A 26,328-nucleotide genomic window follows, 5' to 3' on the forward strand; every position below is an offset into this window, starting at 1 on the left:
ATCCGGCGGCAAACGATGATATCTCGCAACAGCCATTAGAAAAATTAGGGTCAAGCCATGCTCCGTTCCCATTTGCCTCTCAACGCACTGCGGGCCTTCGAGGCTTCCGCACGGCATTTGAGTTTTACCCGGGCGGCGATTGAGTTGTGCGTCACCCAGGCGGCGGTCAGTCACCAGGTCAAAAGCCTGGAGGCGCAGCTCAATATCACGCTGTTCAAACGCCTGCCTCGGGGCCTGATGCTCACCAGCGAGGGCGAGACCTTGCTGCCGGTGCTGCGGGAATCCTTCGACCGCATCGCTCAAACCTTAGGCCAGTTTGAAGGCGGGCATTACCGCGAAGTCTTGACGGTGGGCGCGGTGGGCACCTTTGCGGTGGGCTGGCTGTTGCCGCGGCTTGCGGATTTCCAGGCGCGCTACCCGTTTATCGACCTGCGCCTGTCCACCAACAACAACCGCGTCGATGTGGCGGCCGAAGGCCTGGATTACGCGATTCGCTTTGGTGCAGGTGCATGGCACGGCACCGAGGCGTGCCAATTGCTGGAGGCGCCGCTGACGGTACTGTGTGTGCCGCAACTCGCTCGGCAATTGCAGACGCCGGCGGACCTGTTGAAGCACACGTTGCTGCGGTCCTACCGCGCGGATGAGTGGACGCAGTGGTTCCAGGCCGCCGGGTTGCCGGCTGACACGCTGGTGCCGCGCAGTATCGTTTTCGACTCGTCCCTGGCGATGATGGAGGCAGCGCTGCAAGGGGCGGGGGTGGCGCTGGCCCCGGCGATGATGTTCAGCCGGCAGTTGGCGACGGATGTGATCCGGCAGCCGTTCGAGGTGGGCATCACCACCGGCAGTTATTGGCTGACGCGCTTGCAGTCCCGGGCCGAGACACCGGCAATGCTGGCGTTCAAGGCGTGGTTGCTTGAGATCGCCATGAACTAGTCCCTCGCCACAGGTTATTCTCCCACTCGGTCTGCCCACTGATCATAAGAGGCTGCAATGCAAACTTCCGGCGTGGACATCCGTCAACTCAAGGCCTTCGTGGTGGTGGCCGAGGAACTCAGCTTCGTGCGTGCCGCGACCCGCCTGCATGTCTCGCAACCGGCGCTGTCCCAGACTATCCGCCAGTTTGAGGCGCTGCTGGACGTACAACTGTTCCAACGCAACACCCGCAACGTGGCATTGACCGAGGCGGGCCTGGCCTTGCTGGTAGAAGCGCGGGATATCGTCAATGGCGTAAGCCGCCTGGTACGCACCGCCCAGGAACATGCGCGCGGGGTGCGCGGTTCCTTGAATATTGGTTTCCTGATCGGCGCCGGTGTGGACCTGATGCCACAGATCCTCAGTGTGTTCGCCAAGCGCTACCCGGAGATCGAATTGGTGGTGCGCGAGTATGACTTCGGTTCGCCCCATGCCGGGATCGACGAGGGCATGGATGTCTCGGTGCTGCGCCCGCCACTGGGCCTGGCCGACATCGAGTTGCACACCCTGGTGACCGAACCCTGCGTGGCGTGCCTGGCGTCCAGTCATCGGCTGGCCGGGGAGAGCAGCGTAAGCATCTACGACGTGTTGGAAGAGCCGATTATTGCCGCGCCGGGGGTGGGTGTGTGGCGCAGTTTCTGGACCGCCGACGCGTACCGCAATGGCCAGCCGGCGCGGATCGTCCATGAAGCTTCGACGGTGGAGACCGAGTTGCAGGCGGTGGCGTCGGAGCGAGGGATCAGTATCACCGCGCTGTCCACTGCACGTTTTTATGCGAGGCCCGGCCTGGCGTTCCCGGTGATCAGCGATATGCCGATGTGTGAAGTGGCAGTGGCGTTGCCGCCGCAACCGAGTGTGGCGGCGCGCAACTTTGCCGAGTTGGCGATGGAAGTGGCGAGCAGCCGGCGTTAGTCAGGACAGGTCATGCAGGGATTTGCCGTTGGGTGCACCCACCTGCAGTTCGGAAAACTCCACCTCCAGCCCGCCACGTTCCGGCGTGCAGCAATAAGGCCCCACCTGATACGACGCAGCCACGGGGAACGGCGCCAGGCGCACTAACGGCCAGCTCACGCCATCCACCGACACCTGCACACGCAACACGCCCTTGGCCACCGTGACGCGAATCCAGAACGCTTCGGGATTCCCTGGGAACACCCCGGTGGCCCAGTCCGACACGCCATCAGTCAATACGCTGCTCAACAGCGTCACACCGTCGGACAGTTCCGCACCGATCTTCACCCAATGCGCTTCATCCACCCGCACCATCAACCCGGCCTGGTCATACAGGTGGGTAAACTCACTGTGGATTTTGACTTGGGCGGTAAAGTCGCCGTCGGTTTCAACAAACAGGAAATGCCCGTTGTCGCGCACAAAACCATAGTGGGTTTCACGCCAGAAATCGGTACTGGCATCGGTGCGGACCTTGAGTCGCTCGCCTTCTCGGCGCCAATGCTGGGGTTGATTGAGCCAGCTGGCCTGTTCAAACATCGGGAAGCTCCTTGGAGGTGACAAGACAAAACCCCGGTGTTCGGGGTTTTGTCTTTTGGCTGCAATCAGCGGCTAGAGGTCGAGCAATTTGCCGCTCGGCCCGGCGGTGCCATTGTTAAGGCGCGTGCGCAGTGAAAACAACCACCACAACACGCCCACGCCGAGTGTAACCCCGGTAGTAATAGCGCCAGTGTGGCTTTCTTCCGGCACGCTCAGGGTCAGGATCACCGCGATGGCCCACAGGCCGCCGAGGATAATCATCGGCAGCAACCAGCGGCCCAGGCTGAACACGCCCGCAGGCGCCCCCGGCATCCGGCCGTTTTTATAGGCCAGGTACGCGGCAATCAGCGTCAGCAGGTAAGTGCAGTAGTAGGTCAGGCCGACCATCGAGTAGATCGCCGTGACAAACCCGCCACTCGCCAGGTTCAGCAGCACGGCGATGGCGGTGATCAGCACGATGGCGGCGACCGGCGTGCCGAAGTGCGGGTTGATCTTCGCCAGCACCTTGGAGCCCGGCAGCATGTTGTCCCGGGACAGGGCGAAGGTCATGCGCGTGGCCACCGCCATGTTGGCGATCAGGCAGGCGAGGATCGAGGCGAAAGCGATCACGATCATGCCCACGCCGGCGGCATTGCCCAGTTGCAGGCGCACGATATTGATCACCGGGTTTTCGCTGTGGCTGAGCAGTTCGCCGACCGAGCCCGGGATCGCGATGCTCAGTAAGGCGAACACCACGAAGCCCAGTACGCTGGACACCAGCACCGCACGAATCATCGCCCGGGGCGCGGCGCGGCGTGGGTCCTTGGTTTCTTCGGACAGGTCGGCGGCGCCTTCCCAACCCAGCAGTACCGAGACGGGCAGCAAGGTGGCGAGGGCGATGGTGGTGAAGCTGAGCGTGCCGCCGCTCACTGGTTGCGCGGAGGTCAGGATCGCAACGCCCTGGGTGTGCTCGAAGAAGAAAAACACCCCGAAGAACAACGCAATCGCCAGCAGTACCGTGCCGATGATTTCGATGATCGCGCCGATGTCATTGATCCGGGTGGCCAGGCGAATCCCGCAGATATTCAGCAAGCCCACCACCAGCGTGGCGCCGATGCTCAGGCCCTGGATCTGACCCTGTGTCGGGTTGGCCCAGATCTCCGGTGCGAACACCGTGCCGATGGCCGCCGAGGTGGCGGCTGTACCGGCGACAAACGAGGTGAACGCCACCCAGCCGGTAAACCAGCCGAAGTGATTGCCCGCCAACCGGCTGGACCATTGGTAGGCGTAGCCGGTGAGCGGAATGCGCCCGGCCAGGTGGCAGTAGACCATGACGATGCAGCACACCAGCGGGATCACCAACAGCCACAGGAGGATGCCGATGCCCCCGACGCGGTTGAACGGGTCGGCGAACAGCGTGACCACGCCGGTGTTGATCGAGACCATGGAAAAGGCCAGGGCAAACGAGGTGAACGAGCTCATGGTGCGGTGCATTTTTTGCTCGTAGCCGAGGCTGGCGAGGTCGGCGTCGTCGCTGGACAGCGGGGCCTGGGCATTCGGCGGGGCGGTCACGGTGTTTTCAACGAATGTGCTCATGGCCGTTGCTCCTCGATGATGCCGATCACCTCGTCCAGCACGTCGAGGGCCTTGGCCAGCAACGGGCGTTCGATATCCAGCGCAGGCTTGACCTTGATCAGGTTGCCCAAACCGGCATAACGGCTTTCGCCAAACAATACGCCGCGCTCCACCCCAAGACGATACACCTCCTGGGATTCCCGGCAGGCCGGTTCCTTGGTGGTGCGGTCCCTGACCAGTTCGATGGACGCCATCAGCCCTGGGCAGCGCACGTCGCCGATCAGCGGGTGGCGGGTTTGCATCTCCTTGAGGCGGGCGGTGATGTAGTCGCCGGAGTCCCGGGCTTTTTCGCAGAGGTTGTCGGCGACGATGGCTTCCACCGCGGCATAGCCGGCAGCCAGCGAGACCGGGAAGTGGCCGAAGGTCAGGGCTTCTTCACCTTCGTCGAACCATTTGAGCTTGTCGTCGGCGAGGATCCCGGCCAGCGGGAAGCCGCCGCCGACACCTTTGCCGAACACGATGATGTCCGGCAGCACGTCGTAATAGTCCGCAGCGAACATAGTGCCCATGCGCCCGAAACCGGTTTGCACTTCATCAAAAATCAGCAACACGCCGAGGCGGTCGCAGATCTCGCGTACGCCCTTGTAGTAGGAACGGGGAAATTCGATGTGCCCGCCATTGCCCTGGATCGGTTCCATCATCACCGCGGCCACGCCACCGTCGACGCCTTTGAGGATGGTTTCTTCCAGCAGGCCGAGGCACAGCTGCGACTCGGTTTCCGGATCCATGCCCAGGCGCGTGCGGTACGGGTTGGGATGCGGCACGCGAGTAAAGCGCGGTTGAATTGCCAGGAACGGGTTGTTCGGATGCGGCCAACTGGCACCGAGGGTGGCCAGGGAGCGGCCATGGTAGCCGTCTTGCAGCACCAGCAGGTTTTGCGCGCCGGGGCGGTTCTTGAAGGCCAGTTTCATCGCCATTTCACCGGCGAGGCTGCCATGCAGGGCGAAGCCCATTTGGTTGAGGGAACCTGGGGAGACTTCCCGCAGCTTCTTCACCAGCCGGGTGTGGGCCGGTGAACCAAAATTGGGGCGGATGTGGGTCATTTCGCGCAATTGTGCGACGGCGGCTTCCACCACCCGAGGGTCATTGGCCCCCAGGTTGTTTGACCAGGCCTGGGCGGTACAGTCGATGTATTCCTTGCCCTGATCGTCCCATACCAGCGAACCTCTGGCCTTGACCAGGTTGATCTTGGCGGGTGCGGTGTTCATCACTTCATTCATCTGCTTTATCTCTTTTGTTAGGGCGGCAGTGTTTGGGGATGTGTGCAGTTAGGGTTGTGACTCGCTGCATCGAGTTGACCCGATGCTAGCCCTGGGGACGGGAGGAATAGAAAGACCGATTGCAGTGGGATTGATTGGTGTGGCTTATTAATAAAATCCGCTGAAACAAAATGAAACATTTGTCGCGGGCCAGCCTCTACCGTATCTCCACGACGAGTACCTCTATGAAAATTCCGCGTCCCTCTTCGCGAATGCCCCACCTCACGCAACTGCGCAACCTGAAGATGGCGCGCTCCGCCCACGCTTATGTGCGGGGCAGTACGGTTCAGTTTTATGAGTGGCTGCACAGCCAGCGCGGCCGGCGCTTGCCCCACGGGCCGGCGATCTGGATCTGCGGCGACTGCCACGCCGGTAACCTCGGGCCCACGGGCGATACCAAGGGCCGGATCGACATGCATATCCGCGACCTTGACCAGGCAGTGATCGGCAACCCGGCCCATGACCTGGTGCGCCTGGCGCTGTCCCTGGCTACGGCTGCCCGGGGTTCGGACCTGCCGGGGGTGACCACCGCCCGCATGCTTGAAGAGATGATGGTGGGCTACGCGCAGGCGTTTAAGGACAAGCCCGACGAGGCACCACCGCGTCCGTCCCAGGTCAAGGCCGGGATGCGCAGTGCGGTGGAGCGCACCTGGAAGAACCTGGCCCGCGAACGTATCGAAAACACCCGGCCGACGATTCCGTTGGGCAAGCATTTCTGGTCGTTGTCCCGGGCGGAAAAGTCAGCGCTTGAGACGTTGTGCGCTTCGGATGAAATCCACCGGTTGGTGACTTCGCTCAAAGGCCGATCCAACGATGACGAGGTTGAGCTGCTGGACTCGGCGTACTGGGTCAAGGGTTGCAGCTCCCTCGGGTTGTTGCGGTATGCGGTGTTGTTGGGGGTAGGGGACCAGGACGATCAGGAATACTGCCTGCTCGATATCAAGGAAGCGGTAGGGGCTGCAGCGCCGCGGGCGGCACGGGCGAAGATGCCCCGGGATAATGGCCGGCGAGTGGTGGAGGGCGCCAGGCACCTGTCACCGGCGTTGGGGGAACGGATGCTGGCGACGCGGTTTCTGGATCACGGTTTTTTTATCCGCGAGTTGTTGCCCCAGGACATGAAGCTGGAACTGGATGAGTTGAGCGAGATTGATGCAATGCACGCGGCCGGGTACCTGGCGCGGGTGGTCGGCGTGGCGCATGCACGGCAGATGGACCGGGATACGCGCAAGGACTGGATGGCGGTGTTGCAGGAGAACCGGTCGAAGCAGCTGGATGCGCCGTCGTGGTTATGGACCAGTGTGGTGCAGTTGGTGGGGAACCATGAGGAAGGGTATCTCAACCACTGCCGGCAGTACGCGCTGGAACAGGCCAGACGCTGATCAGCGGGCGGGCGTTGAGCGGCGAAGGTCATGCCAACTCACCCTACAAGATCTTGTAGGTGCCAAGGCTGACCAAGTCCTCTATAAAAAACCGCACTTCCCCCAGCCCCAAGGAACTCCCAGCCATGCACATGGAAGAGCACACGCTGAGCGAAATGAGCGACGAACTTAAACTCATGCTAGGCCGCTTTCGGCACGAACAATTCGTCGAGAAACTCGGATGGCGACTGCCTGTCCATCCGCACCAGGCCGGTTGTGAATGGGATCAATACGATACCGAGCACGCCCGCTACGTGCTGGCGTTCAACGAGCACTGCGCAATCATCGGCTGCGCCCGCCTGATACCCACCACACTCCCCAACCTGCTGGAGGGCGTTTTCAGCCATACCTGCGCAGGGACACCGCCCAAGCATCCGGCCATCTGGGAAATGACACGCTTCACCACCCGCGAACCGCAATTGGCCATGCCGTTGTTCTGGAAAAGCCTCAAGACCGCCAGCCTGGCGGGCGCCGATGCCATCGTCGGAATCGTCAACAGCACGATGGAGCGCTATTACAAAATCAACGGGGTCAACTACGAACGACTGGGGCCGGTCACCATGCACGAAGACGAAAAAATCCTCGCCATCAAACTCTCGGCTCACCGTGAACACCACCGCGGTGCTTGCCCACCGTCAGCCTTCATGTCCGGCGCATTATTGAAACAGACCGCTTGAAACACGCCGAGTCGTCCGATTGATCGACTCGGCGATTATCGACGAACCTCAGATATAGCCCAGCGCAACGGCGTAAGACACGGCTTGCACGCGGTTGCTGGCGCCGATTTTGCGCTGGATGTTGCGGTGATGGTAATTCACGGTGTCGGTGCACACGCCCATGATCACGCCAATTTCCTCCGAGGTCTTGCCGTCTGCGGTCCAGCGCAGCACATCACACTCCCGCCCACTGAATTCCACATCCGTGTTGAACACACGAACGTCACTCTCCAGCTCGGAGATTTTCTCGTGGGCTGCGGCGGCAAACGCTTTGGTCACTGGCTTCAATGCTTCGAACTCTTGAAGGCTGATGACGTTGTCCTTGCGCGCCAGGCTCAACACCCCGACGCGCCCCTGGGTGCTGAATGAAGGTTGTGCCAGGCCGTGGCAGAGATTCGAGTCGTTGGCTTCAGACCACAGGTGCGGGCAACTCCGGAATAGCTCATTGCTCCACAAAATGGGGGCCGACGAGACTTTGCTGTGTTTCACCGTGGGGTCGATCGTCGCGTAGTTGGCTGCCTGATATCGCCGTATCCAGTCCTCGGGATAATTGCTGTACATATAGGTCTTGGGGCGCATGAACGGCGTCGCGCTGCACATGCCATAGGCAAAAAAATCAAACCGTAGTTCACGTAAAGCCTGCAACGCGACAGCAGTAAATTCCTGCATATTCATGGTTTGCGCAAAGATACTGTAAAAATACGCATCCCATCCCAACAGCTGTCCTAATTCCATTTTGAACACCTTAAAAGTTGGAAACGAGTCGTGAGACTAGACCAACCTGAACTCATGTCAACACACAAAACTGCGCGGTCATAGACGCCTTCGCGCTAGCACTAGATTTCTTATGTCTAACTCAACTAACTAGCCATAGGCCATTGATAGCCTGACGATGCTGGTTGGCCATTGCCGACGCTCGGTCGACGAATGCGCCTTGCGATTCATAATAATGCAACAGTCCATCCGACGAATCTCAGTCCGTTTACTTTCACCCGAGCCCTACAAGATCTGGTAGTTCCAACCTCAAGAAAAGCAGGTGTATAAACAACACCCCGCAACACAACCACGAAGGCGCAAAAGTTAAAATCTGTAAATGCCGTCGTACGCAATTAACTAAATATTTACTTGATTTCCAAAAAATCAATTCAACTAAGGAGAACGCTGCCCATGCCTACTTCGCTTTCCGCTAGTGGCTTTAATGATCAGCTTGAACTTCGCCGAAAAAATCGGGCCACCGTCGAACAGTACATGCGAACCCATGGCAAAGATCGCCTGCGGCGTCATGAGTTGTTCACTCCCAATGGCAGTGGCGGCTCCTGGAACACAGAAACCGGCGAACCCCTTGTATTCAAGGGCCATGCCAAACTCGCCGCCCTTGGGGTATGGCTGGAAAAGTGCTTTCCAGACTGGCAGTTTCATAACGTCCGGGTGTTTGAAACCGACAATCCCAACCACTTCTGGGTGGAAAGCGACGGCCGTGGCAAAACCCGGGTGCCCGGTTATCCGGAAGGTTATTGCGAAAACCATTACATCCATTCCTTCGAACTGGACAACGGCAAGATCACGCAGAACCGTGAGTTCATGAACCCCTTCGAGCAACTTCGCGCGCTGGGCATTCCCGTGCCAAAAATCAAACGTGAAGGTATTCCCGCCTCATAAGCCCCCTGAACATTGGAGAGTGAACATGCCTACTAATGCCGTGCGACAACTAACCGCAAGTGACACCACTGAACTTCGCCGCAAGAACCGCGCCACGGTCGAGCAATACATGCGTACCAAAGGTCAGGACCGCCTGCGCCGCCATGAGTTGTTTACCGAAGACGGCTCGGGTGGTTTATGGACCACGGATACCGGCGCGCCCATTGTCATCAGTGGCAAAGCCAAGTTGGCCGAACATGCTGTTTGGTCGCTCAAGTGCTTCCCGGATTGGGAGTGGTACAACGTAAAAGTATTTGAAACCGATGACCCCAATCATATTTGGGTCGAGTGCGATGGTCACGGCAAGATCCTCTTTCCGGGTTACCCGGAAGGGTATTACGAGAACCACTTCCTGCATTCTTTCGAGCTGGAAGACGGCAAGGTAAAACGCAATCGCGAGTTCATGAACGTCTTTCAACAACTGCGCGCCCTGGGCATTCCAGTACCGCAGATCAAGCGTGAAGGCATTCCTACATAATCCTTTGGGAGAGTGATCGCATCATGGAAGACTTACTGAAACGGGTTCTAAGTTGTGAAGCGTTCCAGCAGCCTCAATGGAGCGAACCCTCACAATTGCATGACGCGCAGGCCTACCTCAGGGACAGCGCGTCACTGATTCGCGTCGAAGACATCCTGGTCTTGCGTGCCACCTTGGCCAGGGTCGCGGCCGGCGAAGCGATGATCATCCAGTCCGGTGACTGCGCTGAGGACATGGATGAAAGCGCTGCCGGCCATGTGGCCCGCAAAGCTGCGGTGCTGGACATCCTCGCCGGAGCGTTCCGGCTGGTGACCCAGCAACCGGTGGTGCGGGTAGGGCGGATTGCCGGGCAGTTTGCCAAGCCGCGTTCCAACAACAGCGAACGCATCGGCGATGTCGAGTTGCCGGTGTATCGCGGTGACATGGTCAACGGCCGCGAGGCGGTCTGCGGCCATCGCCAGCATGATGCGCAACGCCTGGTTCGCGGCTATCGCGCCGCGCAGGACATCATGCAACACCTGGGCTGGAAAGAACCGGCCGGCAAGGAACAGCTCAGCGGCTCTCCCGCCTGGACCAGCCATGAGATGCTGGTGCTCGACTACGAATTGCCGCAAGTACGCCAGGACGAACAGGGCCGGGTATTTCTCGGTTCAACCCACTGGCCGTGGATCGGCGAGCGTACCCGTCAGTTGACCGGCGCTCACGTGGCCCTGCTCAGCGAAGTGCTCAACCCGGTGGCCTGCAAGGTCGGCCCGGACATCACCCACGACCAGATACTGAGCCTGTGCGAACGCCTGGACCCCAGGCGCGAACCCGGTCGGCTGACCCTGATTGCCCGCATGGGCGCCCACAAGGTCGCCGATCGCCTGCCGCCGCTGGTTGAAGCGGTGCGCCTGGCTGGCCACAAGATCATCTGGCTCAGCGACCCGATGCACGGCAACACCATCGTCGCGCCCTGCGGCAACAAGACCCGCATGGTGCAGACCATCACCGAGGAAATCACCGCCTTCAAGCATGCCGTGACCTCGGCCGGTGGCGTGGCTGCCGGCCTGCACCTGGAAACCACCCCCGATGACGTCAGCGAGTGCGCCTCCGATGCCGCCGGCCTGAGCCAGGTTGCCAGCCACTACAAAAGCCTGTGCGACCCACGCCTGAACCCCTGGCAAGCCATTACTGCGGTGATGGCCTGGAAAAACCTGCCTTCCTCCACCCATGCTTCCCTTTGACTGGAGTTTGTCGCCATGACCGGCATTCCATCGATTGTCCCTTACGCCCTGCCTACTTCCCGCGACCTGCCCGTCAACCTCGCGCAATGGCGCATCGACCCCGAGCGCGCCGTGCTGTTGGTGCATGACATGCAGCGCTACTTCCTGCGGCCTTTGCCGGATGCCTTGCGTGAAGCCGTCGTGGGTAATTCCGCGCGCATTCGTCAGTGGGCTGTCGACCACGGCGTGCCGGTGGCCTACACCGCCCAGCCCGGCAGCATGAGCGAGGAGCAGCGCGGGTTGCTCAAAGACTTCTGGGGCCCCGGCATGAAGGCCAGCCCCACCGACCGCGAGGTGGTCGACGCCCTGACGCCCAAGCCCGGTGACTGGTTGCTGACCAAGTGGCGCTACAGTGCGTTTTTCCACTCCGACCTGCTGGAACGCATGCGCGCCACCGAGCGCGACCAGTTGATCCTGTGTGGGGTGTATGCCCATGTCGGTGTACTGATTTCCACGGTGGATGCCTACTCCAACGACATCCAGCCCTTCCTCGTTGCCGACGCAATCGCCGACTTCAGCAAGGAGCACCACTGGATGGCCATCGAATACGCCGCCAGCCGCTGTGCCATGGTCATCACCACCGACGAGGTGGTGCTATGAGCCAAGCCGCCGCCCGCCTCATGGAGCGCATCCTGCAACCGGCGCCCGAGCCGTTTGCCCTGTTGTATCGTCCGGAATCCAGCGGCCCCGGGCTGCTGGATGTGCTGATTGGCGAGATGTCGGAGCCACAGGTCCTGGCCGATATCGACTTGCCTGTGCCCTCGATCGGCGCTCCTCGCCTGGATGTACTGACGCTGATTCCCTACCGCCAGATTGCCGAACGCGGCTTCGAGGCGGTGGACGATCAGTCACCGCTGCTGGCGATGAACATTACCGAGCAGCAATCCATCGGCATCGAACAGTTGCTGGAGTTGCTGCCCAACGTGCCGATCCAGTTGAACAGCGAACGCTTCGACCTCAGCGACGCAAGCTATGCCGAGATCGTCAGCCAGGTGATCGCCAATGAAATCGGCTCAGGGGAGGGCGCCAACTTCGTGATCAAACGCACCTTTCTGGCGGAGATCAGCGAGTACGGCCCGGCCAGTGCGCTGTCGTTCTTTCGTCATCTGCTGGTGCGGGAGAAAGGGGTCTATTGGACGTTTATCATCCACACCGGCAGCCGCACCTTTGTGGGGGCATCTCCCGAGCGCCACATCAGTGTCAAGGATGGGCTGGCGGTGATGAACCCCATCAGTGGCACTTACCGCTACCCGCCTGCCGGCCCGAGCCTGACGGAAGTCATGGACTTCCTGGCCGACCGCAAGGAGGCCGATGAGCTGTACATGGTGGTCGACGAAGAGCTGAAAATGATGGCGCGCATTTGTGAGGATGGCGGCCACGTCCTCGGTCCTTACCTCAAGGAAATGACGCACCTGGCCCACACCGAGTACTTCATCGAAGGCAAGACCCGTCGCGATGTGCGCGAAATCCTGCGGGAAACCCTGTTCGCCCCGACCGTCACCGGCAGCCCGCTGGAAAGCGCCTGCCGGGTGATCCAGCGTTATGAGCCGCAAGGCCGGGCGTACTACAGCGGCATGGCCGCGTTGATCGGCAGCGATGGCAAAGGCGGGCGCTCCCTGGACTCGGCGATCCTGATTCGCACCGCCGACATCGACAACCGCGGCCAGGTGCGGATCAGTGTGGGCTCGACCATCGTGCGTCACTCCGAGCCGATGACCGAAGCTGCTGAAAGCCGGGCCAAGGCCGCCGGCCTGATTGCCGCCCTGAAAAACCAGGCACCCTCGCGCTTTGGCAACCACCTGCAGGTGCGCGCCGCATTGGCCAGCCGCAATGCCTACGTCTCGGACTTCTGGTTGATGGACAGCCAGCAGCGGCAACAGACCCAGGCTGACTTCAATGGGCGCCGGGTGCTGATTGTCGACGCCGAAGACACCTTCACCTCGATGATCGCCAAGCAGTTGCGGGCCCTGGGCCTGGTGGTGACGGTGTGCAGCTTCAGTGACGAGTACAGTTTCGACGGCTACGACCTGGTGATCATGGGCCCTGGCCCTGGCAACCCGAGCGATGTCCAACTGCCGAAAATCGACCATTTGCACGTGGCCATCCGCTCCTTGCTCAGCCAGCAGCGGCCGTTCCTTGCGGTGTGCCTGAGTCATCAGGTGTTGAGCCTGTGCCTGGGCCTGGAGCTGCAACGCAAGGCCATACCCAACCAGGGCGTGCAAAAGCAAATCGACCTGTTCGGCAACGCCGAGCGGGTGGGTTTCTACAACACCTTCGCAGCCCAGAGTTCAAGTGACCGCCTGGACATCAACGGCATCGGTACTGTCGAGATCAGTCGCGACAGCGAGACCGGCGAGGTGCATGCCCTGCGTGGGCCGTCGTTTGCCTCCATGCAGTTTCATGCCGAGTCGCTGCTGACCCAGGAAGGCCCCCGCATCATCGCCGACCTGCTGCGGCACGCGCTCATCCATACACCTGTCGACAGCAGCGTTTCGGCCGCCGGGAGATAACCATGCACAAGTACGTCATCATCGACGCCTTTGCCAGCGTCCCGCTGGAAGGCAATCCGGTCGCGGTGTTTTTTGACGCCGATGATCTGCCGGCCGCGCAAATGCAACGTATCGCCCGAGAGATGAACCTGTCGGAAACCACCTTCGTGCTCAAGCCACGTAACGGTGGTGATGCGCTGATCCGGATTTTCACCCCGGTCAACGAACTGCCCTTTGCCGGCCATCCGTTACTGGGTACGGCCATTGCCCTGGGCGCGCACACCGATAATCACCGGCTGTACCTGGAAACCCAGATGGGCACCATCGCTTTTGAACTGGAGCGTCAGAACGGCAGCGTGATCGCCGCCAGCATGGACCAGCCCATACCGACCTGGACGGCCCTGGGCCGCGACGCCGAATTGCTCAAGGCCTTGGGCATCAGTGAATCGACCTTTCCCATCGAGATCTATCACAACGGCCCGCGCCATGTGTTTGTTGGTCTGCCGAGTATCGAGGCCTTGTCGGCCCTGCACCCAGACCATCGTGCGCTGTCCAGCTTCCACGACATGGCCATCAACTGTTTTGCCGGCGCGGGACGGCGCTGGCGCAGCCGGATGTTCTCACCGGCTTATGGTGTGGTCGAGGATGCGGCCACCGGCTCCGCTGCCGGGCCACTGGCGATTCACCTGGCGCGCCATGGCCAGGTCGAGTTCGGCCAGCAGGTGGAGATTTTGCAGGGCGTGGAAATCGGCCGCCCTTCACTGATGTTTGCCAGGGCGGAGGGCCGCGCCGATCAACTGACACGCGTCGAAGTATCGGGGAATGGCGTCACGTTCGGACGGGGGACCATCGTTTTATGAACAGTTCAGTACAAGGCAAACCGCTGTTGGGTAAAGGCATGTCGGAATCCCTCACCGGCACGCTGGATGCCCCGTTCCCCGAGTACCAGACCCTGCCCGCCGACCCCATGGGCGTGCTGCGCAACTGGCTGGAGCGTGCACGACGGGTGGGCATCCGCGAACCCAAGGCGCTGGCGCTGGCCACCGCCGACAGCCAGGGCCGGCCCTCGACACGGATCGTGGTCATCAGTGAGATCAGTGACACGGGGTTGCTGTTCAGCACCCATGCCGGCAGCCAGAAAGGCCGTGAACTGACCCACAACCCCTGGGCTTCGGGTGTGCTGTATTGGCGCGAAACCAGTCAGCAGATCATCCTCAATGGCCAGGCCGTGCGCTTGCCGGATGCCAAGGCGGATGAGGCGTGGCTCAAGCGCCCGTATGCCACGCATCCGATGTCGTCGGTGTCGCGCCAGAGTGAAGAGCTGGAAGATGTGCAGGCCATGCGCGATGCCGCCAGGGAGCTGGCTGATGTTCAAGGCCCGCTGCCGCGTCCCGAGGGGTATTGTGTATTTGAGTTGCGACTGGAATCCCTGGAGTTTTGGGGGAATGGGCAGGAACGGCTGCATGAGCGGTTGCGGTATGACCGCAGTGATACGGGCTGGAGAGTGCGACGTTTGCAGCCCTGAGTAGCAGGGGCTGGCGTGCCAGCCCCCCGACAGGGTGTGTTCAGACCAGATACTTTTTAAACCAACCCAAGGTCCGCTCCCACGCCAGATTCGCCGCCGCCTCGTCATACCTTGGCGTCGAATCATTGTGAAAACCGTGATTGGCGCCCTTGTAGATAAACGCCTCGTACGTCGTGCCGGCTGCCTTCAACGCCTTCTCATACGCCGGCCAGCCCTCATTGATCCGCGTATCCAGCTCACCGTAATGCAACATGATCGGTGCCTTGATCCGTGGCACGTCCTTGGCCTCAGGCTGGCGCCCGTAAAACGACACCGCCGCACCCAACTCCGGATAAGCCACCGCCGCCGCATTCGTCACGCCGCCGCCATAACAGAACCCGGTGATCCCCACCTTGCCAGTGCTTGCATCGTGGTGCATCAACCATTCGATGGCCGCGAAAAAGTCGTTCATCAGCTTCTCCGGATCGACTTTCTGCTGCAGCTCCACACCTTTCTCATCGTTGCCGGGATAGCCGCCAACGGAGGTCAAGCCATCCGGTGCCAGGGCAATGAATCCGGCCTTGGCCAACCGACGGGCGACGTCTTCGATATACGGGTTCAGCCCACGGTTCTCATGCACCACCACCACCGCCGGCACCTTGCCGCTGGCCTTGGCCGGGCGCACCAGGTAGCCGCGCACCGTGCCGTTGCCCTTGGGTGACGGGTAGGTGATGTAGTCGGCGACGATATCCGGGTCGGTGAATTTCACCTGCTCGGCCAGCGCGTAGTTGGGGCTCAGGGCGGCGAGCAGGGCCGAGGCCGTCAGCCCGCCAAAGGTGAACAGCGCCGCGCGGTCGAGAAACACCCGGCGGTTGATCTTGCCGTGGGCGTAGCCGTCGTAAAGCTCCAGCAGTTCAGGGGCGAAATCTTTGGCGGTCAGACGAGTCATCGGTAGCGTCCTCGATTAGCGGTGGGACTGAATGTAGACCAGTATCAGGCTTCCCGGCCATGGGCGGCGGCTGCCAATTGCCCGGTGTCGACCCGCACGAAGACCGAATCGCCAATGGCCGTCAGCACGCCATCGGCGTACACCTCGCACACCACGCGGCTCTTGCGGTCCACGTCACCTTCGACTTTCGCGCGCAAGGTCAGCGGTACGCCCATCGGTGTCGGCTTGATGAATTTGATCCCCAGGTTGCCGGTCACGCAGTCGATACGCGGCAGGCTGCCGGGTTCGCGTTGCTCGGCCCGGTAGTGGTAGGCCATGGCGGTCCAGTTCGAGTGACAGTCCACCAGCATCGCGATCAAGCCGCCGTAGACCAGGTCTGGCCAGCCGCAGTATTGGGCGTCGGGCTGGTGCTCGGCGATCACGTGGATGCCGTCGGCGTCCCAGCGGCTCTTGATGTGCAGCCCGTGGGGGTTGCGGCTGCCGCAGCCATAACAGACGCCTTCGGGGGCGGTGGTGTCTTGCAGGGAAAGCGCGGGCATCGTGGCTCCTTATTGTTTGAGTTCCGTCGAGGCACGAGCCTAATGCCAGGCACGTGAATAAATCCAGCACCTACGCTGTTAGCAGTGCACAGCGTGTTCATTCCCGGTTGAGAATCCCATGAAACCTCGATTGCTAGCGGCCTTCCTTACCCTCGGCACCTTGTCCAGCGCGTATGCGGTGGAATACACCGACGTGAATCCGGCGGCCAGCACCCTCAGCTTCACCTATGACCAGATGGGCCAGCAGGTGTACGGCACGTTTGGCAGCTATTCGGCGACCCTGAATTTCGACACGCAAAACCCGGCCGCCGCCAGCACCGTACTGACCATCCAACTGCCGAGCATCAATGCCGGCAGCGACGACGCCAACACCGAACTGCCCAAGCCCGGCTGGTTCGACATGACGACTTACCCGGTGGGCACCTTTACCTCGACCCACATCACTGACCTGGGCGGTAACCGTTACCTGTTCAGCGGCAACCTGACCCTCAAGGGCCAGACCCGGCCGGTGGAGGTCAAGGTGGCGCTCAAGGAGCAGAGCGGCATTGGCGTGTTCGACGGTGAATTCGTGCTCAAGCGCGACGACTTCAAGATCGGTGCGGGGGAGTGGGCGGACAGCGTGGTGTCCAATGGGATTGTCATCAAGTTCAAGATGGTTGCGCCTGAGCGCTGAGAGCTGAGATTCTGGCGGCTCTGAATAACGGTCGGTAACGTCATGGACGATATTGCTTACAGCGACAGGCAACGCTGGCTGGCCCTGACCCGCATCAACACCCTGTCGGTGCTGTCCCAGATTGTGCAAATCGGCACCATCACGCCGTTGCTGTCGCTGTCCCTGGAGCAGAAGGGCGTGGACCCGGCGAAAATCGGGGTGATTGTTAGTGCCTCGTGGGTCGCGATCCTGCTGCTGTACAAGGTCGTCCCGCGGTTGTTGGGGCACCTGGGGTTGGTCAAGGCCAATCTTCTCAGTGTTGTGCTGACCGTGTTGGGGCTGATCGGCATGACGCTGACCCAATCACTGACGCTGCTGTTCGCCCTGAACTTTGTGCTGGGTATCGGTTTGATTCTGCGCTGGATTGCCTGTGACACCTGGATCGTCTCCGTGACCACCGACAGCGAGCGCGGTCGGGCCATTGGTGTGCACGAAACCCTGATGGGCCTGGGGATTGCCGTCGGGCCATTGCTGCTGGTGGTGTTCGGCGTCGACAGTGGGATTCCCTATTACGCCTGCGCCGCCATCGTGCTGTTGTCTGGCGGGCTGGCACTGAGCTTGAAGGCGCATGACTCGCGGCCAAAAACGCCGGTGGAGAAACGTCACGGGAAACTGTTCAGTGTGATCCCGGTGGCGTTGTGTGGCGCGTTTATCGCCGGGTTCTCGGAGACTTCTTCGGTGTCCTTCCTCGGCGCCTACAGCCTCTCGGCGGGCTATGTACTCACGGCGGCGACGTTGTTGATTTCGGTATTCGGCATTGGCGGCACCGTGCTGCAACTGCCCATTGGCTGGATGGCCGACAAAAGCTCCTACAAGACCGGTCAGCTGATCTGTGGCCTGGTGGTGCTGTTGGGCACCCTGGCGATTCCATTCAGCCAAGGGCTGCCGTGGCTGTCGACGTTGATCGTCTTTGTATGGGGCGGCGCGATTGGCGGGATGAACACCCTGGCGGTGATCGAGGCAGGGGACCGGGTGGCCGAGCATCAGGTGTCTACCGCCATGACTGCGATTGCGCTGTTCTACACCCTGGGCAGTGTGCTCGGGCCGATTGCCACGGGGGCGACGGTGTCCTATGTCAGCCCCCATGGCTTGATGATCAGTGTCGGTGTGGCCGGCGGGCTGTTTATCGCGCTCTTGATGCTCAGGAGAGCCCCTTAACGGGCGAATTTCCTGGCCCCCGCCACACACGCAATCACCGCGACCGTCACCACCAGCATGCCCAGGCTCACCGGTTCATGCAGCAGCGTGGCGGCCAGTGCCAGGCCGAAAAACGGTTGCAGCAACTGCAATTGCCCGACGGCGGCGATGCCGCCCTGGGCCAGCCCGCGGTACCAGAACACAAACCCGATCAGCATGCTGAACAGCGACACATAGGCCAGGCTCAGCCAGGCCGGCAGGCTGATGTTAACGAAAGAGCTTGGCGCGAGGATCGCCGTCAGAGGGGCCACAATCGGCAGCGAGATCACCAGCGCCCAGCAGATCACCTGCCAGCCACCCAGGGTGCGCGAAAGTTTGGCCCCTTCGGCATAACCCAGGCCGCACGCCAGTATCGCCAGCAGCATCAGCAAATCTCCGGCAGGCGCGGCGCTCAGGCCCTGGGCGATGGCGTAGCCCACCACCAGCAGGCTGCCCAGAATCGAAAACAGCCAGAACACCGGCTTGGGCCGCTCGCCGCCACGCAATACGCCGAACACGGCGGTGGCCAGCGGCAGCAAGCCGACAAACACGATGGAGTGGGCGCTGGTGACGTACTGCAACGCCAGGGCGGTGAGTAGCGGGAAGCCGATCACCACGCCCAGCGCGACGATTGCCAAGGGCAACAACTGGCTACGGGCCGGGCGCTTTTCCTTGAGCAGCCACAGCAGGCACAGGCCCAGTAGGGCGGCGATGGTGGCGCGGGCGACGGTCAGGAACACCGGATCAAATTCCAGCACCGCCAGGCGTGTGGCGGGCAGCGAGCCGCTGAAGATCACCACGCCGATCAAGCCGTTGATCCAGCCACTGGGGTTGTGTTCCTGGGTGTTGAGGTGCGTGGTGCGTTCCATGGGCGTCGGGCTCGATAAGGATAAGTTGCGTCTCCCGCATCCTATGATTCACCATTGAGACAATCAAAAAATTGTCATGGATACATCGCTTATGCCCCGCGCCCGCTACAAGACATTGGTGGACACCTTCGCCCGGGATATCCGCTCCGGCACGTTGGCGGCGGGCACCCGTTTGCCGACCCACCGCCAGTTGGCCGCCAGCCACGGCCTGGCATTGGTCACGGCCAGCCGGGTGTACACCGAGCTTGAGGCCATGGGCCTGGTCAGCGGTGAAACTGGGCGCGGGACCTTTGTGCGGGAAATCGCGTTGTCGCCGGGGCAGGGCATAGGGCAGATCGCCGTAGCGGCGGGCATGATCGATCTCAACTTCAACTACCCGTCGCTGCCGGGCCAGACCGACCTGCTGCGCACGGCGTTGCGTCAGTTGGCGTTGTCCGGCGACCTGTCGGCCCTGCTGCGCTACCAGCCCCACGCCGGTCGGTTGCACGAACGGGCGGCGGTGGCGCGCCACCTGGCGAGTCATGGGTTGACGGTGCAGGCCGAGCAGGTATTGATCGTCAGCGGTGCCCAGCACGGGCTGGCGGTGACCATGATGTCGCTGCTCAAGCCCGGCGATGTGGTGGCGGTGGATGCGTTGACCTATTCGGGGTTCAAGGTGCTGGCCGAGACGTTGCACCTGGAAATCGTTGCAATCCCGGTGACCGCGACGGGCCCCGATTTGGCCTTTCTTGAACAACTCTGCGCACGGCGCCCGGTACGCGCCGTGTACAGCATGCCGACCCTGCATAATCCGTTGGGCTGGGTGATGAGCAGGGAGCAGCGCGAGCACCTGGTGGCGATTGCCCGCCAGCATGATTTGATTCTGATCGAGGACGCGGCTTACGCATTTTTAGCTGAGGACCCGCCGCCGCCTGTGGCCGAGCTGGCACCGGAACGCACGGTGTATGTGTCGGGGCTGTCCAAGAGCGTTGCCACCGGCCTGCGGGTGGGTTTCGTCGCCGCTCCGCAGCCGTGGATGGCGGCGCTGGAGCGTACGGTCATGGCCACCACCTGGAACACTCCGGGGGTGATGACTGCGGTGGCTGCCGCGTGGATCGACGACGGCACGGTGCTGCAGCTGGAAGCGCAAAAACGTGAAGACGCCCAGGCGCGCCAGGCGGTGGCCGATGAGGTGTTGGCGGGGCTGAACGTTATCCGCCATCCGTCTTCGTATTTTCTGTGGCTGCCCTTGCCGGAAGATGCCCGCGCCGACCAGATCACCATGGCACTGGCACGGGAAAATATCTCGGTGTCCACGGCCGAGCCGTTTGCCGTCTCGGCCCACGTGCCCCATGCCTTGCGAGTGGCGCTGGGATCGGTGGACCGGGAGGTGTTGCGCGAGGCGCTGCTGAAAGTGCGCTGGGCGGTGGAGGCGTACTAGATCGAGCTTACCGGATCGTTCCCACGCTCTGCGTGGGAATGCCGCCTTGGACGCTCCGCGTCCCGCTGTAGATTTGCGCGATAGTGACGCAGAGCGTCATCGGATGCATTCCCACGCAGAGCGTGGGAACGATCCAGGCGGGACTCAGAATTTGTACGCCTGGCGCCCGATCAGCAGCCATTTGCCTTTCTGCTTCTGCCAGACCTGGAAGTTTTCAATTTCGGTAGGCACCTCGACGCCACTGTTTACCGCCTGGGCGGAAAAGTGGTTGCGCACCAGGGCGGTGTCGCCATTGAGGGTGATGGTCTGTTTCTGCATTTCCAGGGTCTTGAAGCCGCTTCTGCCGGTTTCAATGTCGGCGATAAATTCCTGCTTGTTCTGGACCTTGCCGCTGGAATGGCCGTAGGTGAGGTTGTTGGCGGTGAGGGCCTGCAGTTGCGGAATGTCCTTGTGCAGCATGGCCTGGGTCAGGTGATCGACCGCAACGGCGACATCCTTGTCGGCTGCGGCAGGCGCGGCGGCCGCGTAACCGCTGAACAGGCACAGAAAACCAATCAGAACCTTGACGTTTTGCATGGGTGTTTCCTTGTTGTTGTGGGTACTGGGACGACTCAGGAGTTGTGCTTAAGTCGTCGTACAACCATGCCGTATTTCGTGGGATCAAGGAAAGTGAAATTTGTAGTGGGCCAGAATATAAGCGCTGTTTGTCAGTATTGGTCGTCGTATCACTTGCGAAATAGCGCTCGGCACTTCCCGTGGAAATGGCACATGGCTATGCTGTGGCCGGCGACTTCATGGTGTGGATTCGCAACAGCCAGTGGGGACAACAAACATGACACCGGATCAAAAGTACGCGGCGGCCATGGTGCGCCTGGGTTATCAACTCAACGAGTTCAAGATCGGCGGCAACTACACGCCGCTGCTCAGGGATGGCAATCACGTTTATATCAGCGGCCAGATCCCGCGGGTGGGTGACACGATCGTGCTGCCCGGCAAGGTCGGCGAAAGCCTAAGCCTGGCCGATGCACAGATTGCCGCCGGCGTCAGCGCATTGCGTTGCCTGGGCTTGCTCAAGCAGGCACTGGGCTCCCTGGATCAGGTCAAGGCGATCCTCAAGATCAATGTGTACGTGCGCAGCGCGGATGACTTTGACCAGCAAAGCGAAGTGGCCAACGGTGCGTCGGACCTGTTGAACGAGATCCTGGGGACTGCCGGTTCTCACACGCGCACCTCGGTGGGCGTGCTGCAACTGCCCAAGGGCGCCGCCGTGGAAATCGACATGATCGCTGTAGCACAGGGCTGACACCGAGTGATTGCCGACGCTTTTACAGTGCTGATTCACTATGGGATTTATCTGCTGCCAGGGCTGATCCTGTTCGGCCTGTGGTTCGGCCTCACGCCAAAAACATTGCCGGGCGTGCGCATCGTTATTCTGCTGTTGGCCTTCGTGCTGATGCGCGATGCGATGACGCCGTTGGGCATTTGGTCGCTGAGCCGCGAGGTGCAGATCCAGTTCACGGCCAATCCCTTCGTGCTGGCGGCGCTGGGCGGCTTATCCCTTGGGCTGATCGCACTGCTCGCGCGCTTGGCCCCGGAGTTATGGCAACTGACGGTGCTGTTCAAGGGCAATCGCGCTGTGGGCCTGGCAGTGGGGTTGGTGGCCGGCAGTTTGATTGGCCTGCCATTGCGCCTGTATCAAGGCATCGAACCGGCGGCAATCCCGGCTTACTGGACCTGGCTGATGGGCATGCTGGTGCTTGCCTACTGCGCCAATGCGCTGGAAGAGGTGTTGTTTCGCGGCTTCTTGCAGGGCTATCTCGAACAGCACGTTAGGCCGCTGCGTGCGGCGTTGCTCAGCGGGCTGGCGTTCGCCGCGTGCCATTCATTTTTGGCCCTGAGCGTGACGCAACTGGGCTGGCCAGTGTTGGCTTTTACCCTGATTGAAGGCGTGGCCTGCGGGCTGGTGCGGATGCGTTACGGCGTGGTGGCGGCGACGGCCACCCATGGCACGGCGATCTTGCTGATTGCCGTACCGATGGTGTGAGCCGTCTCAGGCCTGTACATCCACGCCGATGTGGGCCTGGAGCCAATCCTTGTAGACCGCGATGTTATCGGTCGACTGGTCGCCATTTTTCGCGGTGACGGTCTTGCCGTCCAGGCGCCCGATATCGAGCAGGTACTGAAGACCGTTGGCCACATGGGTGGCGTCACTTTTGCTGAGTGACTGGACATCGGGCAGTTCGACGGCGTTGCCTTTATCGTCGAAGGTCGCCCATGAAGGGTTGGCCCTGGCGGTGGCAACGGTTTGCGCGGTCGAGCGCACTTGCTCCTGATAGCTGGCTTCCAGCTTGGCCTTGATCTCGGGCGTGGCGTTGGTGACTTCAATCCTCCCGGCCCGCAGGGTGCCGTTTTCCATGGATTGTGTAAAAGCCTTCTGTCCCAGCGCTAACAGACTTGTCGTGCTTCCTATCATGGTGCCGCTCCCTTATTGGTAGCAGCAACAGAGCAAAACCCGGGCCATGTGCTGCATGCCTTGTGCGGCGCGGGCTGGGTGGTATTGCCGGGGCAGGGCGCAGGCCAGGAGTTGCCGGGGCTGGCAAAGGGTTGCCACGTCGGCTCGCGCGAGCGCATTTCAGAACGTTGGAAACTAAGTTCAGAATCTCCAGTCTGTAATAGCGTATCGCCACCTCTACAAGGAATTAACATGAAGCTTAAGGTCGTTTTGCTGGGCACGGTTTTGTTGGCTGCGCCGCTTTACCAAGCGGTTGCCGAGACGTGCAGGGCGAACAGTTATGGTGGGTCCGATTGCGAATACGACAATGGCACCTCTTCCAAGAGTCGCGCCAATAGCTACGGTGGGCAAGACACCCAATACAGCGATGGTACTTCCTCCAAGAGCCGCTCCAATAGTTATGGCGGGCAGGATATCCAATACGGCGACGGCACCTCGGCCAAGACCCGTTCCAACAGCTATGGTGGGCAAGACACTCAATACAGCGACGGCACCTCAGCCAAGAGCCGCTCCAATAGCTACGGCGGGCAAGACACCCAATACAGCAACGGCTCCTCCTCCAAGAGCCGCGCCAATAGCTATGGCGGGCAAAATACGACAAATAACTAATGGCCCCGCCGCGGCTTTCTACCTCACCAATGACCGCTCATACGCCGCGGTCATCACCTGCCACGTCTGCGCATCCGCCGGAATCAAATGCTCGATGCGCAACGACGTCACCGTGATGTCCTGAGGCATGCCGAAGGTGGTGAAGGTCGACATGAAGTTCAGCTCACCTTCACGGGAGTTGACGCGTGTCAGCACCAGTGGCGGTGGTTCATTAACCAAGGCTTCGGTACTTTGCGGGGCTGGCAGGCTGTCCAGAAGCCTGGCAAGTTCGAGGTTGCCCAACGCCTCGCGCGTCGCCCGTTGCCAGGCGATGGTGCGGATTTCTTCAGCGTTGATCAAATGATCACCCAGGCCGCCAGGCTGTAGCAGGGTGACCAGCAAATTCAATCCATCAGCCGCCTCCGGTTTGATCCCCACCAGCTCGAACAGCACCTGGGTACTGGCGTTGGCGGCGAGCACTTCCCAATGGCTGCCCAGCACGATCGCCGGCGCAGGATTGTTCGCGTGGAGCACATGGCTGATCGCCTCGCGAATGGCCTCCATGGAGGGCGAGGAGAGCGGGGTTGCCTCATAACGCGGGGCGAAGCCGGCGGCGAGGAACACGCTGTTGCATTGCTCCAGCGGAACCTCCAGCGCCATCAGCAAATTATGCAAGGTGCCCGGGCTCGGCTTGGCGCGTCCGGTCTCGATGCAGCTCAGGTGGCGTTGGGAAACCCCGGTGATCAGCGCCAGTTCCAGCTGGCTCAATCTGGCGTGCCGACGCAGCACGCGCAGTTGCGTGCCGGCGGTAGTGTCGGGGTTGGCGCGGGGGAAAGGTTGGCTGCTCATGGGTTGACTCTGGCCGTGCGGGTCGGTGGTGTCGATGACCTTTGAGGTCATTGAGAGGGAGAGGACGTTATCACTAATGTGCAGCTTTCCGAATCGTTGTCTCCAAGGAGGAGAGCATGCGCAGACCCTGGATTGCCCTGGCCGGGCTGTTGGCTTTTGCCCTGTACACATTGATCACGATGCTGATCGCCGATCAATCGCTCATGGCGTTCGGACGTGAATTGATATCGAGGCCGGACACTGCCCAGGTGGTGATTGACTTGTATCTGATGGCGGCCTTGGCGGGCGTATGGATGTACCGGGATGCGCGGGCCAGGGGCAAATCCCTGGCGTCGGTGTTGCCCTACTTACTGGTAACGGCGGTTTTCGTATCCATCGGTCCGCTGCTGTATATCGTGGTCAACGGGTTTCGCGAACCATCAGGGGGCTGGTGATGGAGGTTTATGCGCTGTGCGTACTGGTGCTGTTCTTGAAGATGCTGGCGATCTCTTGCTACCAAGGCTTCTTTCGGCTCAGATACCGTGCATTCACTAACCATGAGGATGCAGCTTTCTTCCATCGCGATGCGAATCCCCAGGAGTTACCGCAAGTCTCCCGGGCCGAAAAGGCTTGGGCCAATGATCTGGAAAATATTCCGTTGTTCTTCATTTTGGGTGGCCTGTGCCTGGCGATGGAAACGCCAGGCACCGCTACCGCGGGGTTGTTCTGTCTGTTCACCGCTGCCCGTGTGATGCATACGGTGATGTATCTGAGCGGCCGCCAGCCCTGGCGCACCCTCGCTTATGGAGTGGGAGTGCTCTGTTTGTCGGGGCTGGCCGGTCTGCTTGGCGCTGGGCTGATAACAATCAAGGGGTGAGAAAGGCCTGATAGTTGTCCTTGGTGATCTGTTGATAGGGAATGGTCAGCTCCGCCGTGTAGGGCTGCTTCCTGATCATCTTCAGCGCCAGGTCAATCGAGCCGACGGCCTGGCCCTTGTTGTCCTGATAGGCCGTGACTACCAATAGATCTTTTTTGATCGCATCCAGGCCGGCGGGTCCGCCGTCGCTGCCGCCCACCAGGATGTCCTTGCCAGGGTGCATACCGGCCTGGGTAATCGCCATCGCGGCACCGATAGCCATTTCATCGGCATTGGCCGCCACGGCGTCGATTTTCTTGCCCGAGACGATCCAGTTGTTCATCAGGTCCATGGCCTTGCTGCGCTGCCAGTCGGCGCTTTGTTCTTCGACGATATGGATGTTGGGGTAATCCTTCAGTACGTTTTTCACGCCCTGTGTGCGGTTGTGGGTGGCGTTGTTAGAGAGCAAGCCGAGCATGATTGCGAGGTTGCCCTTGCCGTTCATTTTTTCCGCGAGGTAGCGCATCTGAATCTCGCCCGCTTTGATCTCGTCCGAGCCGACATAACCCACCCCGGCCGGTAAGCCGGGGATGTCCGGGCGACGGTTGACGTACACCAGCGGGATACCCGCCTGCTGGGCATTCACAGTCATTTTCTGGGTAGCGGCGGTGTCGACCGCGTTGACGATAATCGCGTCCATGCCTTGGGCAGAAAAGCTCTGCACCTGGTTCAGTTGGCGCACCACATCGCCTTGGGCGTCTTCGAATTGCAGGGTCACGTCGGTGAGGTCCCTGGCGTGGGCCGCCATGTAGTCACGCATCTGGGCGAGGAACACATCGTCCACCTGGGCGATGCTGACGCCGATGCGTGTCTCGGCGAGGGCGAGCGGGGTAACGATGAGGGTCAGGAGCAAGGTCAGCAGCTGTTTTTTCATGGTTTCAGTCCGTTTTTTGTTGTTTTGGAAGACGTTGAAAACAT

At 61.0% G+C, this 26,328-nt stretch carries 30 protein-coding genes; 19 read left to right on the forward strand and 11 right to left on the reverse strand.

What is annotated here, in order from left to right; genetic code table 11:
- Positions 1–57 precede the first annotated feature (57 nt).
- Together BLU46_RS30725 and BLU46_RS30730 are read left to right on the forward strand one after the other, a co-directional pair.
- On the forward strand, positions 58–933 hold the full coding sequence (locus BLU46_RS30725; protein WP_093209446.1) for a LysR family transcriptional regulator: 876 nt from the start codon (positions 58–60) through the stop codon (positions 931–933).
- A 57-nt stretch (positions 934–990) separates the two neighbouring features.
- Positions 991–1,884 (forward strand): LysR family transcriptional regulator, encoded by an 894-nt coding sequence (locus BLU46_RS30730; RefSeq protein ID WP_063029615.1) that lies wholly within the window; start codon positions 991–993, stop codon positions 1,882–1,884.
- Here the strand turns inward: BLU46_RS30730 and BLU46_RS30735 are convergent, their stop codons facing one another.
- From BLU46_RS30735 to BLU46_RS30745, 3 genes are all read right to left on the reverse strand, one after another.
- Positions 1,885–2,460: a DUF1349 domain-containing protein gene (locus BLU46_RS30735; RefSeq protein ID WP_093209449.1), complete on the reverse strand. Its 576-nt coding sequence runs from the start codon at positions 2,458–2,460 to the stop codon at positions 1,885–1,887.
- A gap of 72 nt (positions 2,461–2,532) precedes the next feature.
- Positions 2,533–4,035 (reverse strand): APC family permease, encoded by a 1,503-nt coding sequence (locus BLU46_RS30740; RefSeq protein WP_093209452.1) that lies wholly within the window; start codon positions 4,033–4,035, stop codon positions 2,533–2,535.
- A complete protein-coding gene (locus tag BLU46_RS30745; RefSeq protein WP_063029621.1) occupies positions 4,032–5,294 on the reverse strand; it encodes an aspartate aminotransferase family protein in 1,263 nt (420 codons plus the stop codon). Before BLU46_RS30745 ends, BLU46_RS30740 begins: the two co-directional genes overlap by 4 nt.
- A 224-nt stretch (positions 5,295–5,518) precedes the next feature.
- On the opposite strand from BLU46_RS30745, the gene BLU46_RS30750 reads away from it, so the two are divergent.
- Positions 5,519–6,712, forward strand: a complete 1,194-nt coding sequence (locus tag BLU46_RS30750; protein ID WP_063029623.1) for a DUF2252 family protein — start codon at positions 5,519–5,521, stop codon at positions 6,710–6,712.
- Positions 6,713–6,837: 125 nt separating this feature from the next.
- A complete protein-coding gene (locus tag BLU46_RS30755) occupies positions 6,838–7,428 on the forward strand; it encodes an acyl-homoserine-lactone synthase (RefSeq protein ID WP_093209454.1) in 591 nt (196 codons plus the stop codon).
- 48 nt (positions 7,429–7,476) lie between these two features.
- Here the strand turns inward: BLU46_RS30755 and BLU46_RS30760 are convergent, their stop codons facing one another.
- The gene (locus BLU46_RS30760) at positions 7,477–8,202 is read right to left on the reverse strand and encodes an autoinducer binding domain-containing protein (RefSeq protein WP_063029628.1); all 726 of its coding nucleotides are present in this window, start codon (positions 8,200–8,202) and stop codon (positions 7,477–7,479) included.
- 432 nt (positions 8,203–8,634) lie between these two features.
- Here BLU46_RS30760 and BLU46_RS30765 point away from each other — a divergent pair, with 432 nt between their 5' ends.
- The 7 genes from BLU46_RS30765 to phzG are packed head-to-tail and all read left to right on the forward strand — an operon-like array spanning position 8,635 to position 14,922.
- The gene (locus BLU46_RS30765) at positions 8,635–9,126 is read left to right on the forward strand and encodes a PhzA/PhzB family protein (protein ID WP_093209457.1); all 492 of its coding nucleotides are present in this window, start codon (positions 8,635–8,637) and stop codon (positions 9,124–9,126) included.
- A gap of 25 nt (positions 9,127–9,151) precedes the next feature.
- Positions 9,152–9,643, forward strand: coding sequence for a PhzA/PhzB family protein (locus BLU46_RS30770; RefSeq protein WP_063029632.1), 492 nt, complete (start codon positions 9,152–9,154; stop codon positions 9,641–9,643).
- Positions 9,644–9,666: 23 nt separating this feature from the next.
- Positions 9,667–10,869, forward strand: coding sequence for a 3-deoxy-7-phosphoheptulonate synthase (locus BLU46_RS30775; protein ID WP_063029634.1), 1,203 nt, complete (start codon positions 9,667–9,669; stop codon positions 10,867–10,869).
- Between the two features lie 15 nt (positions 10,870–10,884).
- Positions 10,885–11,508: an isochorismatase family protein gene (locus BLU46_RS30780; protein ID WP_093209460.1), complete on the forward strand. Its 624-nt coding sequence runs from the start codon at positions 10,885–10,887 to the stop codon at positions 11,506–11,508.
- A 20-nt stretch (positions 11,509–11,528) separates the two neighbouring features.
- A complete protein-coding gene (locus tag BLU46_RS30785; RefSeq protein WP_374106801.1) occupies positions 11,529–13,418 on the forward strand; it encodes an anthranilate synthase family protein in 1,890 nt (629 codons plus the stop codon).
- A 2-nt stretch (positions 13,419–13,420) separates the two neighbouring features.
- On the forward strand, positions 13,421–14,257 hold the full coding sequence (locus tag BLU46_RS30790; protein ID WP_063029640.1) for a PhzF family phenazine biosynthesis protein: 837 nt from the start codon (positions 13,421–13,423) through the stop codon (positions 14,255–14,257).
- On the forward strand, positions 14,254–14,922 hold the full coding sequence (gene phzG, locus BLU46_RS30795) for a phenazine biosynthesis FMN-dependent oxidase PhzG (RefSeq protein WP_063029642.1): 669 nt from the start codon (positions 14,254–14,256) through the stop codon (positions 14,920–14,922). The genes BLU46_RS30790 and phzG overlap by 4 nt, the downstream gene beginning before the upstream one ends.
- A gap of 40 nt (positions 14,923–14,962) precedes the next feature.
- On the opposite strand, the gene yghX is transcribed toward phzG, so the two are convergent.
- A complete protein-coding gene (yghX, locus tag BLU46_RS30800) occupies positions 14,963–15,850 on the reverse strand; it encodes a YghX family hydrolase (RefSeq protein WP_093209466.1) in 888 nt (295 codons plus the stop codon).
- Positions 15,851–15,894: 44 nt separating this feature from the next.
- Positions 15,895–16,389: a PaaI family thioesterase gene (locus BLU46_RS30805; RefSeq protein WP_093209469.1), complete on the reverse strand. Its 495-nt coding sequence runs from the start codon at positions 16,387–16,389 to the stop codon at positions 15,895–15,897.
- A gap of 118 nt (positions 16,390–16,507) precedes the next feature.
- On the opposite strand from BLU46_RS30805, the gene BLU46_RS30810 reads away from it, so the two are divergent.
- Positions 16,508–17,062, forward strand: coding sequence for a YceI family protein (locus BLU46_RS30810; protein WP_093209472.1), 555 nt, complete (start codon positions 16,508–16,510; stop codon positions 17,060–17,062).
- A 42-nt stretch (positions 17,063–17,104) separates the two neighbouring features.
- Complete coding sequence (locus tag BLU46_RS30815) at positions 17,105–18,259, forward strand: MFS transporter (protein WP_093209475.1); 1,155 nt, start codon at positions 17,105–17,107, stop codon at positions 18,257–18,259.
- Here the strand turns inward: BLU46_RS30815 and BLU46_RS30820 are convergent.
- Positions 18,256–19,146 (reverse strand): DMT family transporter, encoded by an 891-nt coding sequence (locus BLU46_RS30820; protein ID WP_093209479.1) that lies wholly within the window; start codon positions 19,144–19,146, stop codon positions 18,256–18,258. The two genes, BLU46_RS30815 and BLU46_RS30820, sit on opposite strands and share 4 nt — an antisense overlap.
- 91 nt (positions 19,147–19,237) lie before the next feature.
- On the opposite strand from BLU46_RS30820, the gene BLU46_RS30825 reads away from it, so the two are divergent.
- Positions 19,238–20,566 carry an aminotransferase-like domain-containing protein gene (locus BLU46_RS30825; RefSeq protein ID WP_093209481.1) on the forward strand — a complete coding sequence of 443 codons (1,329 nt, stop codon included), beginning with the start codon at positions 19,238–19,240 and terminating at the stop codon, positions 20,564–20,566.
- Positions 20,567–20,710: 144 nt separating this feature from the next.
- Here BLU46_RS30825 and BLU46_RS30830 read toward each other — a convergent pair whose 3' ends face one another.
- Entirely contained in the window at positions 20,711–21,142 is a 432-nt protein-coding gene (locus tag BLU46_RS30830) for a nuclear transport factor 2 family protein (RefSeq protein ID WP_063029654.1), read from the reverse strand.
- Between the two features lie 256 nt (positions 21,143–21,398).
- Between BLU46_RS30830 and BLU46_RS30835 the strand changes: the two genes are divergently transcribed.
- Entirely contained in the window at positions 21,399–21,869 is a 471-nt protein-coding gene (locus tag BLU46_RS30835; RefSeq protein ID WP_093209483.1) for a RidA family protein, read from the forward strand.
- A 6-nt stretch (positions 21,870–21,875) separates the two neighbouring features.
- Positions 21,876–22,610 carry a CPBP family intramembrane glutamic endopeptidase gene (locus BLU46_RS30840; protein ID WP_093209486.1) on the forward strand — a complete coding sequence of 245 codons (735 nt, stop codon included), beginning with the start codon at positions 21,876–21,878 and terminating at the stop codon, positions 22,608–22,610.
- A gap of 6 nt (positions 22,611–22,616) precedes the next feature.
- Here BLU46_RS30840 and BLU46_RS30845 read toward each other — a convergent pair whose 3' ends face one another.
- Positions 22,617–22,982 (reverse strand): hypothetical protein, encoded by a 366-nt coding sequence (locus BLU46_RS30845; protein WP_093209488.1) that lies wholly within the window; start codon positions 22,980–22,982, stop codon positions 22,617–22,619.
- Positions 22,983–23,270: 288 nt separating this feature from the next.
- On the opposite strand from BLU46_RS30845, the gene BLU46_RS30850 reads away from it, so the two are divergent.
- Positions 23,271–23,687: a hypothetical protein gene (locus tag BLU46_RS30850; RefSeq protein ID WP_003215097.1), complete on the forward strand. Its 417-nt coding sequence runs from the start codon at positions 23,271–23,273 to the stop codon at positions 23,685–23,687.
- A gap of 18 nt (positions 23,688–23,705) precedes the next feature.
- On the opposite strand, the gene BLU46_RS30855 is transcribed toward BLU46_RS30850, so the two are convergent.
- Positions 23,706–24,515, reverse strand: coding sequence for a helix-turn-helix domain-containing protein (locus BLU46_RS30855; RefSeq protein ID WP_172834563.1), 810 nt, complete (start codon positions 24,513–24,515; stop codon positions 23,706–23,708).
- A 116-nt stretch (positions 24,516–24,631) separates the two neighbouring features.
- On the opposite strand from BLU46_RS30855, the gene BLU46_RS30860 reads away from it, so the two are divergent.
- Entirely contained in the window at positions 24,632–24,949 is a 318-nt protein-coding gene (locus BLU46_RS30860) for a DUF2834 domain-containing protein (protein WP_093209493.1), read from the forward strand.
- Complete coding sequence (locus tag BLU46_RS30865; protein ID WP_093209496.1) at positions 24,949–25,371, forward strand: MAPEG family protein; 423 nt, start codon at positions 24,949–24,951, stop codon at positions 25,369–25,371. Before BLU46_RS30860 ends, BLU46_RS30865 begins: the two co-directional genes overlap by 1 nt.
- Here BLU46_RS30865 and BLU46_RS30870 read toward each other — a convergent pair.
- Positions 25,361–26,284 (reverse strand): sugar ABC transporter substrate-binding protein, encoded by a 924-nt coding sequence (locus tag BLU46_RS30870; RefSeq protein WP_008436286.1) that lies wholly within the window; start codon positions 26,282–26,284, stop codon positions 25,361–25,363. The two genes, BLU46_RS30865 and BLU46_RS30870, sit on opposite strands and share 11 nt — an antisense overlap.
- Positions 26,285–26,328 lie beyond the last annotated feature (44 nt).

This window comes from Pseudomonas yamanorum, assembly GCF_900105735.1.
Lineage (GTDB): Bacteria > Pseudomonadota > Gammaproteobacteria > Pseudomonadales > Pseudomonadaceae > Aquipseudomonas > Aquipseudomonas yamanorum.

Excerpts from the sequence above, each read along its gene's own strand:
- BLU46_RS30835 (WP_093209483.1), top strand. The coding sequence starts at position 21,399 with ATGACACCGGATCAAAAGTACGCGGCGGCCATGGTGCGCCTGGGTTAT.
- BLU46_RS30810 (WP_093209472.1), top strand. The coding sequence starts at position 16,508 with ATGAAACCTCGATTGCTAGCGGCCTTCCTTACCCTCGGCACCTTGTCC.
- BLU46_RS30805 (WP_093209469.1), bottom strand. The coding sequence starts at position 16,389 with ATGCCCGCGCTTTCCCTGCAAGACACCACCGCCCCCGAAGGCGTCTGT.
- BLU46_RS30845 (WP_093209488.1), bottom strand. The coding sequence starts at position 22,982 with ATGGAAAACGGCACCCTGCGGGCCGGGAGGATTGAAGTCACCAACGCC.
- BLU46_RS30730 (WP_063029615.1), top strand. The coding sequence starts at position 991 with ATGCAAACTTCCGGCGTGGACATCCGTCAACTCAAGGCCTTCGTGGTG.
- BLU46_RS30860 (WP_093209493.1), top strand. The coding sequence starts at position 24,632 with ATGCGCAGACCCTGGATTGCCCTGGCCGGGCTGTTGGCTTTTGCCCTG.
- BLU46_RS30815 (WP_093209475.1), top strand. The coding sequence starts at position 17,105 with ATGGACGATATTGCTTACAGCGACAGGCAACGCTGGCTGGCCCTGACC.
- BLU46_RS30780 (WP_093209460.1), top strand. The coding sequence starts at position 10,885 with ATGACCGGCATTCCATCGATTGTCCCTTACGCCCTGCCTACTTCCCGC.
- BLU46_RS30855 (WP_172834563.1), bottom strand. The coding sequence starts at position 24,515 with ATGAGCAGCCAACCTTTCCCCCGCGCCAACCCCGACACTACCGCCGGC.
- BLU46_RS30825 (WP_093209481.1), top strand. The coding sequence starts at position 19,238 with ATGCCCCGCGCCCGCTACAAGACATTGGTGGACACCTTCGCCCGGGAT.
- BLU46_RS30770 (WP_063029632.1), top strand. The coding sequence starts at position 9,152 with ATGCCTACTAATGCCGTGCGACAACTAACCGCAAGTGACACCACTGAA.
- BLU46_RS30775 (WP_063029634.1), top strand. The coding sequence starts at position 9,667 with ATGGAAGACTTACTGAAACGGGTTCTAAGTTGTGAAGCGTTCCAGCAG.
- BLU46_RS30745 (WP_063029621.1), bottom strand. The coding sequence starts at position 5,294 with ATGAATGAAGTGATGAACACCGCACCCGCCAAGATCAACCTGGTCAAG.
- BLU46_RS30790 (WP_063029640.1), top strand. The coding sequence starts at position 13,421 with ATGCACAAGTACGTCATCATCGACGCCTTTGCCAGCGTCCCGCTGGAA.
- BLU46_RS30830 (WP_063029654.1), bottom strand. The coding sequence starts at position 21,142 with ATGCAAAACGTCAAGGTTCTGATTGGTTTTCTGTGCCTGTTCAGCGGT.
- BLU46_RS30865 (WP_093209496.1), top strand. The coding sequence starts at position 24,949 with ATGGAGGTTTATGCGCTGTGCGTACTGGTGCTGTTCTTGAAGATGCTG.
- phzG (WP_063029642.1), top strand. The coding sequence starts at position 14,254 with ATGAACAGTTCAGTACAAGGCAAACCGCTGTTGGGTAAAGGCATGTCG.
- BLU46_RS30765 (WP_093209457.1), top strand. The coding sequence starts at position 8,635 with ATGCCTACTTCGCTTTCCGCTAGTGGCTTTAATGATCAGCTTGAACTT.
- BLU46_RS30735 (WP_093209449.1), bottom strand. The coding sequence starts at position 2,460 with ATGTTTGAACAGGCCAGCTGGCTCAATCAACCCCAGCATTGGCGCCGA.
- BLU46_RS30820 (WP_093209479.1), bottom strand. The coding sequence starts at position 19,146 with ATGGAACGCACCACGCACCTCAACACCCAGGAACACAACCCCAGTGGC.
- yghX (WP_093209466.1), bottom strand. The coding sequence starts at position 15,850 with ATGACTCGTCTGACCGCCAAAGATTTCGCCCCTGAACTGCTGGAGCTT.
- BLU46_RS30740 (WP_093209452.1), bottom strand. The coding sequence starts at position 4,035 with ATGAGCACATTCGTTGAAAACACCGTGACCGCCCCGCCGAATGCCCAG.
- BLU46_RS30755 (WP_093209454.1), top strand. The coding sequence starts at position 6,838 with ATGCACATGGAAGAGCACACGCTGAGCGAAATGAGCGACGAACTTAAA.
- BLU46_RS30785 (WP_374106801.1), top strand. The coding sequence starts at position 11,529 with ATGGAGCGCATCCTGCAACCGGCGCCCGAGCCGTTTGCCCTGTTGTAT.
- BLU46_RS30850 (WP_003215097.1), top strand. The coding sequence starts at position 23,271 with ATGAAGCTTAAGGTCGTTTTGCTGGGCACGGTTTTGTTGGCTGCGCCG.
- BLU46_RS30760 (WP_063029628.1), bottom strand. The coding sequence starts at position 8,202 with ATGGAATTAGGACAGCTGTTGGGATGGGATGCGTATTTTTACAGTATC.
- BLU46_RS30870 (WP_008436286.1), bottom strand. The coding sequence starts at position 26,284 with ATGAAAAAACAGCTGCTGACCTTGCTCCTGACCCTCATCGTTACCCCG.
- BLU46_RS30725 (WP_093209446.1), top strand. The coding sequence starts at position 58 with ATGCTCCGTTCCCATTTGCCTCTCAACGCACTGCGGGCCTTCGAGGCT.
- BLU46_RS30750 (WP_063029623.1), top strand. The coding sequence starts at position 5,519 with ATGAAAATTCCGCGTCCCTCTTCGCGAATGCCCCACCTCACGCAACTG.